Below are 12,970 nucleotides of genomic sequence, written 5' to 3' on the forward strand. Positions count from 1 at the left end.
TATCTCCCCCTCAGTAACACCTGTTGAATATCTCCTCCATATCCTTTGCGGTTAGGTTACCGGGAGTTACGACAACCACTCCATTCAGTATCCTGTAGCCGGTTTCTGCCATCTTTGGAATATCCTCTTTTTTCACACCCAGTTCACTGAGTCTCTTGTTGAGACCGAACATCTCCTGGAAGTCTCTCAGTTTCTTGATAGCGAGCCTTCCAGCTTTTCTATCGTCTGTTTCGTAAACGCCAAACACTTCCCTTCCAACGATGGCGAGTCTCTCGTAGGCGTGATCGAAGATGTACTCGAACAGGTACGGACCTGTGATGCACAGACCAAGACCATGGGTTATTTCTGGATAGAAACCACTGAGACCATGCTCCAGCGCGTGGTTTGCGATCACACCAGTCAGAGTCTCTGTAATTCCTGCTTCAGTACTGGCCCAGGCGAGATTCGTTCTGGCTTCCATATCTTCTCCATTCTCGTAAGCAACGGGAAGGTAAGTCACGATTCTTTTCATGGCGTCCAGGGCAAGAACATCCGAGTAAGGATTCGCATTCACGTTGAGGAAGGCTTCTATAGCGTGATAGAACGCATCCATAGAGGTGTACGCGGTCTGGTCTTTCGGTAGTGTCTTCATCACTTCAGGATCCACAAGGGAGAGAACGGGAAAGGTGTTTCTATAGCCTATTCCCACTTTTTCTTTCGTTTGAGGATTTGTAATCACCGCAAATGGGTCTGCCTCGGTTCCCGTTCCGTGTGTGGTGGGTATAGCAACAACGGGGATGGATTTTTCTGGAATCTTTCCACCACCTACGGGAACGTAATCCCAGAACTTTCCTTCGTTCGGAGCGGTGATAGAGATCGCTTTTGCGCTGTCTATGGGACTTCCTCCACCAAGTCCTATGATGAAATCTATCTTCTCTTTTCTCACGATTTCTGCAGCCTCATCGACGTGATCCGATATCGGGTTGGGAACTATTTTGTCGAAGACGAAACTTTCCACTCCCGCTTTCTTGAGAAGATCTACCACCCTCTGCAAAAGGCCAGTCTTCTTAGTGCTGGATCGTCCTGTCACAATCAATGCCTTTTTTCCGAGCTTTTTTGCCCTTTCTTCCAGTTCGTCCACCGCTCCCACCCTGAAAATGATCTCCGTTGGAAGATAGAACGAAATTTTGAACATGCTGCCACCTCCTTCATTTGACTTCTTCTATTATGTCCTCGACAGCCAATACGGCCGCACCCACGAGGTTAGAACTGATGTTTCTGAATTCCGTAGTCCTGATTTTCAGATCTTTCACAGCGGCCTTCAAAGCTCTTTGATGGACGAAATCCTTTATAATGTCGAGGAAATTTTCACCAAGATCGACGACTTCCCCACCAAGGATCACGAGTTCAGGATTCAATATGTTCACCAGGTTCACGATGCCGACCGCTATGTTTTCCGCAAATTTCATCAGTATTCTTTTCGCATCGTTTCTCTGCTTCAGTGCCTGGAATTTCTCTATGGCGTTTTTTCCAGGTAGTTCTTTCCCGTACTGCTCGATCGTCCAGTTGATCGAAGAAACGAGCTCCCAGCAACCCCAGTTAGAGCAGTGGCACTGCCTGTCGGAGTACATGTTCACTGTCATGTGTCCTGCTTCACCCGCTGTGAAGGAAGGCCCTCTGAAGATCTTTCCATCGATCATCAATCCCGTTCCAACACCTTCTCTAATGATGATAAAAACGGCTTCTTTCACGTTTCTCAGATCTTCTGAGTGGTACTTTTCTGCGAGCATGGAAAGATTCGCCTCGTTGTCTGCAAGAACAGGAACGTCGACTTTGAGGAGCTCTTTTATGTTCACGTTCTCCCACTCGAGGTTTGGGGCAAGAAGTATTTTCTTTTCTTCCATATCCACCATTCCTGGAACGGAAAGAGAGATTCTTGAAATTCTATATTCACCTGAGATACGTTCGTAGATTTCTTTGACTATGTTGAAGAATTCCACTGGTTCCTTTGGTGTGTTGAAAGTTCCCCTTGGTTCCACTTCTCCATCGAAAAATCCAATACCGTAGGTCGTTATATTCACTCCTATATCGAAGACTAAACTCAGAAAGGCGTTCTTTCTTAGATCGAGGAGAATTCTTCTTCTTCCAGGAGAATTTTTTCCCATTGTACCGATCTCTCTTATATAACCTTCATCTATTAGTTCTTTCGTGAGTCTTGTTACACTGCTCGGCGTGAGCCCTGTGACCTCCGATATGTCCGATCTGGAAATGGGATGGTTTTCGTGAATCACTTTGAGAATGCTCTTTTTGTTGAGGATTTTTATTCTTGGTGAGTTGTATTTCAACTTCGATTCCTCCTTTTGGATCTCAATATTATGTTCACATTAATTATATGCAGGAAATAATTTAAAATCAAGGTCGGATATCTGTTATTTTCTCCTTTTTTGGCTGTTTAATAGGAATTATGGGTTTTTAACCTTAAAAATTGCAATTTTTCGGAGATTTCCTTCAGGCCTCTGGTGGTTACTCTCTCTTTTTCTTCAGATTGATACCATCCTTCGGTAAAACCGTATCTTTCAGCCAGTTCTAAAATTTTTTCGTATTCGTTCTGGTTCAGTTTCCTGCTTATTTCGGGAAATTTCTGGGCGTCAAAGTGAGGGATGTATTGATTCATTATGGAGAGAGGAATCCGTGTGGACAAGCTTGAAAGGAAAGAAAAAATTTCAGAATAATCCACCACGTTTCCAGGAAGAACAAGAATTCTCACAATGAGACCTTTCATTTTTTCTTCATCGAAGATTCCCACCTGTCTGAACATCTCAACGATGGCCTTCTGAACAACTGTCCAGTAATCCGGGGTTTTTGAGTACTTCTTAGAAGCTTCGTTGTCCGAATATCTCACATCGGAAAGATAGATATCAACGACACCTTCTAAAAGTCTGAGAATCTCAGGATCTTCGTATCCGCTGGTGTTGTAGACGATGGGGAGGTTCAATCCGTTTTCAATGGCGATTCTCAGGGCTGAGATTATGAACGGAAGGTGTGGTGTGGGGGTGACAAGATTCAGGGTCTTCGCACCGTGCTTTTGTAGGATCAAGAATATCTCCGCAAGGTCTTCCACTTCAACCTCTGTTCCTATCCCTTTCTGACTGAATCCCATGTTTTGACAGTATACACATTTCATGTTACAACCGCTGAAGAACACCGTACCCGCACCCGTCTTTCCAGAAATGGGAGGTTCTTCACCGAAGTGAAGAACCGCGTTGGATATCTTCGCTCTGGCGGGTAGTCCACAGATACCGGTGGTTCTGTATCTATCAACACCGCATTTTCGAGGACAGAGTTCGCATTTTTCAAGGTTGCCCCACAGTGTGGTTTCGATCTCTTTTATTCTTTCAATTTTCTTTTTCAACATACTCGATTTTTGCTCCCAGTTCACTGAATTTGTCTATGACATCTTCGTAACCTCTGAATATGTGTTCGACGTTGCTTATCTCAGTGACTCCATCTGCTATGATTCCCGCTATGAGAAGGGCAGCGGTTGCCCTGAGATCCGTTCCCTCAACGGGGGCACCGCTGAGTTTTTCAACGCCTTTCACTATGGCGACGTTTCCAGAAACTTCTATGTCCGCTCCCATTCTTTTCAACTCGTCCACGTGTAAGAACCTCGTTTTGAAGACGTTTTCGGTTATAACCGAGACTCCCGACGCTGTCGATAGATACGCCATCATCTGAGGCTGAAGATCCGTGGGAAAACCAGGGTACGGATTCGTTGTAACATCCACCGCTTTTGGTCTTTCTCTCATTTCGATCTCTACTTCGTTTCCAAGAACTTTAAGTTTCGCCCCTGTTTCTTCCAGTTTCTCAAAAAAGTTTGTGAGGTGATCCGGGTTTACGTTCTTCACCAGACCTTTTCCACGACTTGCTGCGATGGCTACCAGGTACGTTCCAGCTTCTATTCGATCGGGAATGATGCTGTATTCAACTCCCTGCATTTTCTCCACGCCTTCAATCACTATCCGGCTGGTTCCGGCTCCTTCAATATGTCCACCCATTCTGTTTATGAAATTTTGAAGGTCTACGATTTCAGGTTCCATTGCGGCGTTTTCAATCACTACACGGGCACCTTTTAAGAGAGCCGCTGTGGTCATCAGGTGCTCCGTGGCACCAACGCTTGGAAAAGGAAGGGTAATCGTCACATAATCGATTCTTCTTTCAAAGCAGGCTTCAACAAAGCCATGTTCCACTTTTATCGAGAATCCCATTTTTTTGAGGCCTTCAAGATGAAAGTCCACAGGTCTGACTCCTATGGAACACCCACCTGGAAGAGCAACCTTCGCCCTTCCAGTTCTCACAGCGATCGGACCGAGCACGTTGAAGGACGCCCTCATCTTCCTGACAAGTTCGTAAGGCACTTCCTGTGAGATATCGTTTTCTCTTTTGATCTTCAGTTCGTTCTCCTCGAATTCCACTCTGAATCCAATGGATCTCAGGATGTCTATCATGACGAAGACATCTTGGAGTCTCGGTACGTTTTTGAGAATTACCTCCTCATCACACAAAATCGCTGCTGCCATTATTGGAAGAGCAGCGTTTTTTGAACCCGATATCTCCACTTCTCCTTCGAGAACGGCGCCACCCTGAACGACCAGTTTACCCAATCAAGCCACCGCCTTTTCAAGATCAAGGATCGCCTTTTCCAGATCCATGAAATCTTCAGGATAGCTTTTGTATGCAATCGAGTATTCGATGCCTCCTATACTTTCGATGTGATTTTTTATTCTCTCTTCTATATTCGGGGCCGTTTCTTTTCCAACACCGATTACGAAGAGTGCAAAAGTATCATCGGAGTATCTGCCCACACTGTCTAAGGGTACTCTCACACATTCTTTGAGAATTTTTCCTATCTTCATCAGCGCTTTTTCTCTTTCATTCTTAGATACCTTTGTTTTCACAAAGAATATCGTGTAAGGTGTGTTCTCTTCGAAGGCCCTCTGATGTTGATAAGATAGGAGTCTCAGGAAATGGTCTTTCGCGTACACTCTTGTCAGTGGATCGATCATTTTTGTAGTTCCCAGCTTTTCAAAGAAATCGTCGAACACCTGGAATTGTTTCTTCATGACTTCGTTGTATTCTTCTATCAGAGCCTCGAGCTCCTGCTCTCTCTGCTGGCACTGCCGCAGTTTCTCTTCCAGTTCCTCTATTCTTTTCAAAAGTTCCGTGCGTTCATCCATGTTGAGCACCCCCAATTGTCAGTATAATAAACTTCAGAAATATTCTACCACGTTGAAAATGTGGAGGGAGGATTCGATGACAATAAGCTACGAGGATGTAGAAAATTTCTTGGTGTGCCCAAGGCGATATTACCTTTCAAAAAAAATTTCAAAAGAGGTTTCTCCGAACTTTTCGGAGGAGTTAATGGAGGCTGGATTCCCGCTCGAAAATCCTGTGATCGTGTGTGAGTTTGAGGGTCATGAACTGGTTTCAAATCCCGATCTGATTGTGAAAGACAGGGATGGATGGAGAATTATTCTGAGAAAGAGCGCAAAAAGGTTTAAAGACAAATACATCCTTGAGAGCGCTTATCATGCCCTGGTTTTCTCAAGGGCTGGCCTGGAAGTTTCGGGCGTGGAGATCGTATCTGACAGCTTCTCAAGAAAGATGGAAAACTGGAAAAATCTGATACCCATCGTCGAAGATGTTTTGAGAGAAATGTTGACAATAGATGATGATCCTCACCCCAGAGTGGGAAGACACTGTAGATACTGTGATTTCCTCGAAGATTGCGAAGGGAAGTTTTTTGAAGAGAAGAGTTTGCTTCTGGTGAACGGGATAGGAGAAGAAACGTACAGGGTTCTCTATGGAATGGGTATAGAAACGCTGGAAGATCTCGCGGAGGCGGACCAGAGAATCCTGGAAAAGGTATTTGGAAAAGAGAAAGGAAAAAGATTCGTTATGGCGGCGAGGGCGTTTCTCGAGAATAGAGTGATAATGATAACCCCTCCGGAGGATCTTCCAGAAGGAACAATAGTTGACATAGAGTATCATCCGTCAGAAGAGAGGGATTTTCTCTATGGGTTTTTAATAGGTGATGAGTACAGATATTTTCTGGAAGAGGATCAAGGAGATCTGATCGCATTTTTGAATTCTCTGGACGATGAGAGTGTTTTCTATCACTATCATGGACCGGAGAAGAGAAAGCTGATTTCATTGATCGGCAGAAACAAAAGGATGAATTTTCTCGATGTGTTCTCGATCCTGAGGAATCATTTCGTTTTTCCTGTTATGTCCTACTCGCTCAAAAGAATCGCTAAGTATCTGGGGTACGATTGGAGAACGTCCCTGAATGGTTATGAAATACTGCGGCTTTATGAGAAATGGAAAAAAACGAGAAACGAGGAGCTTCTAAAGCAGATGCTCCTGTACAACGAGGATGATGTGAGAGCAACGAAGCTGGTCCTGGATTTCATGAGGTCTTACTCTTCTTTTTCGTAGGGAACACCATCGGCTGCTGGTGGTCTTGTTCTTCCTATCAGGCCAGCCACGACAACGAGGGTAACAACGAACGGAAAGAGATTGAACAACGGTTTTGCCGTAGCAGGTACGTTGAGAATGGGACTACTCTGAAGTTGATTGGCCAGAGCTTCTGACATACCAAACATGAGGCAGGCCCACATGGCACCTATGGGATTCCAGTTTCCAAGGATCATGGCCGCAAGGGCAATGAAGCCCCTTCCTCCCGTCATGAGTTCCCTGAAGTTACCGACCTCTCCTATGGAAAGGAACGCTCCTCCCATGGACGCCAGAGCACCGCTCATGAGAACTCCGAAGTACCTTATTTTGAAGACGTCAACACCGAGAGTATCGGCAGCCTCGGGATTTTCACCTACTGCCCTCATTCTGAGACCCAGTGGGGTCTTGTAGATCAGAAACCACGCAAAAAAGACCATTGCGAAGGCTATGAGAACTATTGGACTGATGGTTCCGATGGCTTCTCCGATGAAAGGAATGGAGGAAATTCCAGGTAGTGTGATCTCTTCGATTCGACCCACATAAGGTGTCTGCCCCGGCTGACCGAATATCGGTTCCATGAGAAAACCTGTCAGACCCTGCGCCACCAGTATCAACGCCGTCGCGCTCACTATCTGGTTGCCTCTCCATTTGATACTCGCCCAGGCGTGGAACCAGGAAAACCCGATCCCTATGGGGATGGAAAGCAAGAAACCGAGCCACACGTTTCCGGTGTAATATGTGATCACCACCGAAGAAAACGCTCCAAGGAGCATTATTCCTTCAAGGGCGATGTTCACAACCCCTGTAACTTCACTGAAAACACCTCCAAGAGATGCGAAAAGAAGAGGAGTGGAAGCTGTGAGAGTGAGCTTGTAAAAGAGGGGATTCGAGAAAATGTTCCAGAGCACTTCCAGTATTTTCATCTTTTCACCTTCCTGAACCTGAGAAGGGTTTTAACGATCCTGTCGGCTGCAACGAGGAATATGACGATACCCTGTATGATTGTGACAATGTGTTTTGGTACCCCAACGAACTGCATATTGCTCGATCCAGTCCTCAGAGCGGCTATGAGAAATGAGGCGAAGATGATGCCTATGGGATGGTTTTGTCCGATCAGCGCGATCGAGATTCCGTCGAAGCCCTTCCCGCCGGAGAGTGTTCCTAGGAACCTGTGGTGCAATCCCATCACTTCTAGGGCTCCAGCAAGGCCCGCCAGCGCTCCACTTATTGCCATACACATGACGATGTTCTTTGAGATGTTTATTCCTCCATATTCTGCCGCGTACGGATTGAATCCAACTGCTTTCACCTCATAGCCAGTTTTCGTCTTCTCCAGAACGATGTATATAACCACCGCTGAAAGAATTGAAATCAGAATACCGGAGGTCATTTCTAAAGCGCCAACTGTAACGATAGGAGGAAGTTTGGCAGAAGGAGCGATTTCTGGACTTTTGGGAGTACCCGATCCCACTGCCAGTGGTCCCGTGATGAGGTAAGAGGATATGTAGGTTGCGATCCAGTTCAGCATTATGGTTGACACAACTTCATGTGCTCCCGTTTTTGCCTTCAGATAACCGGCTATAGAGGCCCAGGCGGCACCTCCCAGCATGCCGGCAATCATCGTAAGAGGGATAGCGAGTGCTGGCGGTATTCCTCTCATGTGCATTCCAACGACAGTTGCCAGAATCCCTCCCATGATCATCTGTCCTTCCGCTCCTATGTTGAATAGCCCTGCTCTGAAACCAAATCCAACGGCGAGTCCTGTTAGGATGAGCGGCGTGGTTTTTATCACCGTATCGGCCAGAGCCTGGATATTTCCAAAAGCCCCTTCGATCATGGCTTTGTACGCTATCACGGGGTTTTGCCCGATCAGAATGATCACCACGGCCGCTATAAGAAGTGCTATGATGACCGAAAAGAACGGGACAAGAAATGACCACACCCTGTTGTTCATCTTCTGATCTCCTCCAGTCTTTTACCTGCCATCATGAGCCCTACTTCCTCTGGAGTGGTTTCTTCCGGTTTGACTTCTCCCATTATCTGTCCTTCGTACATAACCAGTATTCTGTCGCTGAGCGAGAAGATTTCGTCCAGTTCCATGGATATGAGAAGAACACCGACACCTGCATCTCTCATCGATACGAGTGTTTTGTGAATGAATTCTATCGCACCCACGTCCAGACCACGTGTCGGTTGAGCCACAACGAGAAGTTCGGGGGAGAAACTCATTTCACGTGCAACGATGATCTTCTGCTGATTCCCACCGGAGAAACTTCCCGCGAGGAGTTCTATGTTTCTCGGCCTGATATCGAACTTTTCAAAAAGTTGTTTTGAAAATCTTTTTATTTCCTTCATGTTGAGAAAACCGCTCTTCACGAAAGGCTCTATCATGTGCCTTCCCAAAATGGTGTTGAAATATGCCGGAAAATCCACTATCAAACCTCTTTTGAGTCGATCTTCTGGAACGTGGAACATTCCGAGATCTCGCAATCTTTTTGGGTCGTATCCCGTTATATCTTCACCTTTGAAGTAGACTCTTCCTCGTTCCGCTCCGCGAAGTCCTGTGATCGCTTCCACCAGTTCGGACTGACCGTTTCCAGCAACACCGGCTATCCCTACTATCTCTCCCCTCTTTACCTCGAAAGAAACTCCCTTTACAGCGTCCAGTTTTCTGTTGTCCTTGACCCAGAGATCTTCTATTTTGAGGAGTGTTTCACCGGCTTCTTTTGGTTTTTTCTCAACCGTGAGAACAACATCTCTTCCCACCATCAATCTCGCTATTTCCTGTGGTGTGGTTTGTGAAGTGATGAGGTTTCCTGTGACCCTTCCCTGCCTCATAACGGTGATTCTATCGGAGATCTCCATCACTTCGTTCAATTTATGCGAAATGAATATGATCGTTTTCCCGCTCTTTTTCAATCGTTTCAAGACTTCGAAGAGTTCCTCTGTTTCCTGTGGAGTGAGGACGGCGGTGGGTTCATCTAAGATGAGAATCTCTGCTCCTCTGTAGAGTGTCTTGATGATCTCTACTCTCTGCTGCAACCCCACGGGCATGTCCTCTATTTTCATATCGACGTCTATTGTTAATCCGTACTCTTCCGAGAGTCTTTTAACTTCTTTCCTCGCCTTTTTCCTATCCAGAAGAATTCCTTTCCTTGGTTCCATCCCGATGATCACGTTCTCGTAAGCCGTCAGGTTGTCAACGAGCATGAAATGCTGGTGAACCATACCTATACCGCTTTTTATCGCGTCAGCGGGACCGGAAAATTCTACTCTTTTTCCGTTTATGTAAATTTCCCCCTCATCGGGCTTTAAAAGGCCGTAGAGCTGTTTCATGAGAGTGGTTTTTCCAGCGCCGTTTTCACCAACGATAGCGTGGATTTCGCCCTTTTCGACGAAGAGATCCACGTGATCGTTTGCCAGAACTCCGGGAAACCTTTTAACGATTCCCTTCATCACAACTGCGTACTCCACCGGATCACCCCTGAAAAGAGGGGGAGGACTCCCCCTCAGAATGGGAATTCGATTTGTGGAACTTCGAAAGCGTCAAGCTCTTCCTGAGTCTCTGGGACTTTCAGAGTGCCTTCTTTCATCAATTTTTCAAGGTAAAGAAGTTCGGCTATGACTCTGTTGGGAACGAGTCCTTTCGTGTACTTCATCGGACTTATTCCAACTGCGTCTTCGGAGATTCCAAGAACCCTGTGCCCACCTTCGAACGTTCCTTCGTACGCCCAGACAACTCCGTAGTAAGACGCTACGTCCACTCTCTTCATCGCGCTTGTCAGAACAGCACCGGGAGCCATGTAATCCTGGTCCATGTCCACTCCTATGGCGAAGAATCCCTTTCCGTTCGTTGTGTAGTAATCTATAAGGTCAACGAGTTTGTCGGAACCAGCCAGTGCTGAGAACTTCTCCCTGGCAGCTTCTATAACTCCGTTTCCACAGGCACCGGAGGCGTGGAACACGATGTCGGCTCCTTCCGCGAACTGAGACATGGCGAGGTCTTTACCCTTCTTCGGATCTTCGAAATCCTGTGTGTAGCCTCTCAAGATTTTCACGTTCTTTTTGTGGAGAACCGAATAGGTCTTTATACCAGCCTCGTAACCGTATCTGAACCTTTCCACGGGGGGTATCGGGATTCCTCCGACGAATCCAACCATTCCGGTCTTCGTCATGGCGGCTGCCACGTACCCCACCAAGAAAGCGGCTTCCTGTTCTTTGAAGGTGAATGTGAGTACGTTCGGGAGAATCTGGCCCTCGGGAGGCGTGATGTCTATTCCCACAAAGTACGTGTCCGGATATTGCTTTGCCACTTTAAAGAGATCATTCGTCATCATGAAACCAACAGCGAACACGAGATCAGCTTCTTCCGCTGCTTTGCTGAGGTTCGGTATGTAGTCGGACTGCTCGTAAGATTGTATCACTTTCGCTTCTATTCCGAGTTCTTCTGCGGCCTGCTTTATTCCTGCCCACGTTCCGTCGTTGAAGGATTTGTCACCGAGTCCCCCGACGTCCGTCACCATAATGACTTTGAAACCAAACAGAGCAACCGCGAAAATCATCAAAGAAATAACGAGAAACTTTCTCATGCTTTCACCCTCCTTTTCATGAAGTTTTTATAGAGAAGAAACAGGGAAACGAATATCAAGAACACCTCGATGTGGAAGGTGTGAGTGGACGAAGTTTCGATGATCAGAGGGAAAATACCGCTTTCCACGAAGACTTCGAGGTGTTTCCATTTGATCATCGAAAGGATGGAAGTGAACAGAGTCGCCGCTGCGGGAAAGAGCAAGTATCTTCCTCCAAGAACAGCGGAGAAGAAAAGCAAAAAGAAAGTGAAGATGCCGATCAATCCATTCATAGTGCGATAAGGTTTCAGCGAAAGATAGCTTTTCTCCGTTGAATAGGAGAAAGAAACACCTGCAATGAGTGGGTACCTTTCAATGGTGTTTGTCAGTTCTCTTTCGAAATCCTGTGAGAATTTTTCGGAAGTGTACGAGGTGATCTTTTTTATGAGCTGGTCCAGTGAATTGATTTCTCTTCTGTATTTTCTGTACCTGGATTTTTCCTGTGAGAGGTAATCACTCAGATCGCCTTCGATTTTACCGGTTAAATCCAATCTGTCTTCGAACCCGGCTGTGGTGAAGAATTTTGAACGTTCATTCAACAGAAAGAAAAGTCCGTTCTTGGTGGGTTCTATCGATTTTAGAGCTCCAATTTTCAACAGTTCTTCTGGTAGAGACCCCAAGGTTTCTACTATTTGCTTTGTGTGTTCTTTGCTTGAAAGAGCGATCGTGTTCATTCTTCTGATGGCCGTTTTCACAGGCGAGTCAGAACCTTCAAACACCTCAAATTTCAGTTGATCGTAATACGGTGAGTTCTCAAAAGCACTATCCATACCCATCTCCCTGATTGAGATGTACGACGGGATGAAAAGGAGGAAAACAAATATCAGTGAGAGCAGTGGATAAAGATACCTTCTTCTGACAAGGAGGATAAAATTGAAAAAGATGAACATGAAAACGACAACTGTCGAAAAGATCATATTTTCAACGGTGTTGAGATACAGCGATTTTGTCACCCAGATGAACAGAATCTCTGCGGCGATGATGAACTGCAGTATCGTTCGATACTTTCTCAGGAAAATCACCAGAAGAATTCCGTAGACGACAAACCGGATCCACCAGAAGTTGGAGATCGATGGCGAGGTGTTTTCAAAAACGTCCGCTACTTCGTTCTGAAGCGCAGAGATATTACTTTCGAATTCTTTCCACAGAAGACTCGCCTGCCTGTTTATGTTTCGAGTGTACTCGGCCTGGTTTTTCGAAGAGGCGATTTCCTCGATCGCTTCTTTTAATTTCGCTTCCAGATCTTCAGGTAGGACTTTCAAAATATCTGGATGAACATCATGATTCACATTGAAAGAGAACCCTGTGTTTCTGATACCCAGGTTAAATTCAACAGGTGGAGGGGTGTTTGTTCCTCCTGTGTAATAGGCTAGAATCCATCTGAGAAGGTTCAACGCGTTGGAGCGAACGAACATTCTGTATTCGGCAAAGAAGGAATTGAAGGCAGGAGAATTTTTCAGGACACTCTCTGAAGGCTTTGAACCGGACATCATGGACTGCAGGTAAGAGAGGAAAAGAACGTTGGAGAGTTTTCTTTCCCAGTTGGTTTCTTTCCAGTTCTGATAGAGCACGAACAGGTAGTCACCCGGAGTCTTTGCAAACTCAGTTTTTTCCACACTTCCTGCAAGAAATCTTCGAAAGATTCTGTACTTTTGAAGTTGAGGGATGTTTTCTTTTACATAACTCACGAATGGATCCTGGGGGAATCCACTTTCGTAATCTTCCACCAGCTTTTGAAACTGTGCGGTGACATTTTCTAAATCGATGGCATAGGAAAGAACGGGTACAACCAGAAATAACAAGAACAGAAAAATCCATTTTTTCATCGTCTCAACTCCCCATTCGGGATT

11 protein-coding genes are annotated in these 12,970 nt (G+C 45.8%); 1 reads left to right on the forward strand and 10 read right to left on the reverse strand.

All coding sequences use genetic code 11. From position 1 onward, the window contains the following. Positions 1-10 precede the first annotated feature (10 nt). The 5 genes from T2812B_RS04360 to T2812B_RS04380 form a co-directional block, all read right to left on the reverse strand. The gene (locus T2812B_RS04360; protein WP_004082682.1) at positions 11-1,174 is read right to left on the reverse strand and encodes an iron-containing alcohol dehydrogenase; all 1,164 of its coding nucleotides are present in this window, start codon (positions 1,172-1,174) and stop codon (positions 11-13) included. A 13-nt stretch (positions 1,175-1,187) separates the two neighbouring features. After that, complete coding sequence (locus T2812B_RS04365; protein ID WP_004082680.1) at positions 1,188-2,324, reverse strand: ROK family transcriptional regulator; 1,137 nt, start codon at positions 2,322-2,324, stop codon at positions 1,188-1,190. A gap of 107 nt (positions 2,325-2,431) precedes the next feature. Next, complete coding sequence (locus T2812B_RS04370; protein WP_004082677.1) at positions 2,432-3,394, reverse strand: radical SAM protein; 963 nt, start codon at positions 3,392-3,394, stop codon at positions 2,432-2,434. Further along, the gene (gene murA, locus T2812B_RS04375) at positions 3,375-4,640 is read right to left on the reverse strand and encodes a UDP-N-acetylglucosamine 1-carboxyvinyltransferase (protein ID WP_004082675.1); all 1,266 of its coding nucleotides are present in this window, start codon (positions 4,638-4,640) and stop codon (positions 3,375-3,377) included. Before murA ends, T2812B_RS04370 begins: the two co-directional genes overlap by 20 nt. After that, positions 4,641-5,213: a diguanylate cyclase domain-containing protein gene (locus T2812B_RS04380; RefSeq protein WP_004082673.1), complete on the reverse strand. Its 573-nt coding sequence runs from the start codon at positions 5,211-5,213 to the stop codon at positions 4,641-4,643. It abuts the gene before it with no gap. Between the two features lie 76 nt (positions 5,214-5,289). Between T2812B_RS04380 and T2812B_RS04385 the strand changes: the two genes are divergently transcribed. After that, positions 5,290-6,474 carry a TM0106 family RecB-like putative nuclease gene (locus tag T2812B_RS04385; protein ID WP_008194047.1) on the forward strand — a complete coding sequence of 395 codons (1,185 nt, stop codon included), beginning with the start codon at positions 5,290-5,292 and terminating at the stop codon, positions 6,472-6,474. Here T2812B_RS04385 and T2812B_RS04390 read toward each other — a convergent pair. The 5 genes from T2812B_RS04390 to T2812B_RS04410 are packed head-to-tail and all read right to left on the reverse strand — an operon-like array spanning position 6,456 to position 12,946. Beyond that, entirely contained in the window at positions 6,456-7,415 is a 960-nt protein-coding gene (locus T2812B_RS04390) for an ABC transporter permease (RefSeq protein ID WP_008194051.1), read from the reverse strand. The genes T2812B_RS04385 and T2812B_RS04390 overlap by 19 nt on opposite strands. Further along, the gene (locus T2812B_RS04395) at positions 7,412-8,446 is read right to left on the reverse strand and encodes an ABC transporter permease (protein ID WP_004082660.1); all 1,035 of its coding nucleotides are present in this window, start codon (positions 8,444-8,446) and stop codon (positions 7,412-7,414) included. The genes T2812B_RS04390 and T2812B_RS04395 overlap by 4 nt, the downstream gene beginning before the upstream one ends. Beyond that, positions 8,443-9,966: an ABC transporter ATP-binding protein gene (locus T2812B_RS04400; RefSeq protein ID WP_008194053.1), complete on the reverse strand. Its 1,524-nt coding sequence runs from the start codon at positions 9,964-9,966 to the stop codon at positions 8,443-8,445. The genes T2812B_RS04395 and T2812B_RS04400 overlap by 4 nt, the downstream gene beginning before the upstream one ends. Positions 9,967-10,001: 35 nt before the next feature. Beyond that, positions 10,002-11,081 (reverse strand): BMP family protein, encoded by a 1,080-nt coding sequence (locus T2812B_RS04405; protein ID WP_004082657.1) that lies wholly within the window; start codon positions 11,079-11,081, stop codon positions 10,002-10,004. Next, positions 11,078-12,946 (reverse strand): hypothetical protein, encoded by a 1,869-nt coding sequence (locus T2812B_RS04410; RefSeq protein ID WP_004082649.1) that lies wholly within the window; start codon positions 12,944-12,946, stop codon positions 11,078-11,080. The genes T2812B_RS04405 and T2812B_RS04410 overlap by 4 nt, the downstream gene beginning before the upstream one ends. Between the last annotated feature and the right edge of the window lie 24 nt (positions 12,947-12,970).

The organism is Thermotoga sp. 2812B (assembly GCF_000789335.1).
Taxonomy (GTDB): domain Bacteria; phylum Thermotogota; class Thermotogae; order Thermotogales; family Thermotogaceae; genus Thermotoga; species Thermotoga maritima.

Bases quoted from the DNA above. Each gene is read 5' to 3' on its own strand.
- T2812B_RS04380 (WP_004082673.1), bottom strand. From the start codon at position 5,213: ATGGATGAACGCACGGAACTTTTGAAAAGAATAGAGGAACTGGAAGAG.
- T2812B_RS04395 (WP_004082660.1), bottom strand. From the start codon at position 8,446: ATGAACAACAGGGTGTGGTCATTTCTTGTCCCGTTCTTTTCGGTCATC.
- T2812B_RS04370 (WP_004082677.1), bottom strand. From the start codon at position 3,394: ATGTTGAAAAAGAAAATTGAAAGAATAAAAGAGATCGAAACCACACTG.
- T2812B_RS04390 (WP_008194051.1), bottom strand. From the start codon at position 7,415: ATGAAAATACTGGAAGTGCTCTGGAACATTTTCTCGAATCCCCTCTTT.
- T2812B_RS04405 (WP_004082657.1), bottom strand. From the start codon at position 11,081: ATGAGAAAGTTTCTCGTTATTTCTTTGATGATTTTCGCGGTTGCTCTG.
- T2812B_RS04385 (WP_008194047.1), top strand. From the start codon at position 5,290: ATGACAATAAGCTACGAGGATGTAGAAAATTTCTTGGTGTGCCCAAGG.
- T2812B_RS04410 (WP_004082649.1), bottom strand. From the start codon at position 12,946: ATGAAAAAATGGATTTTTCTGTTCTTGTTATTTCTGGTTGTACCCGTT.
- T2812B_RS04360 (WP_004082682.1), bottom strand. From the start codon at position 1,174: ATGTTCAAAATTTCGTTCTATCTTCCAACGGAGATCATTTTCAGGGTG.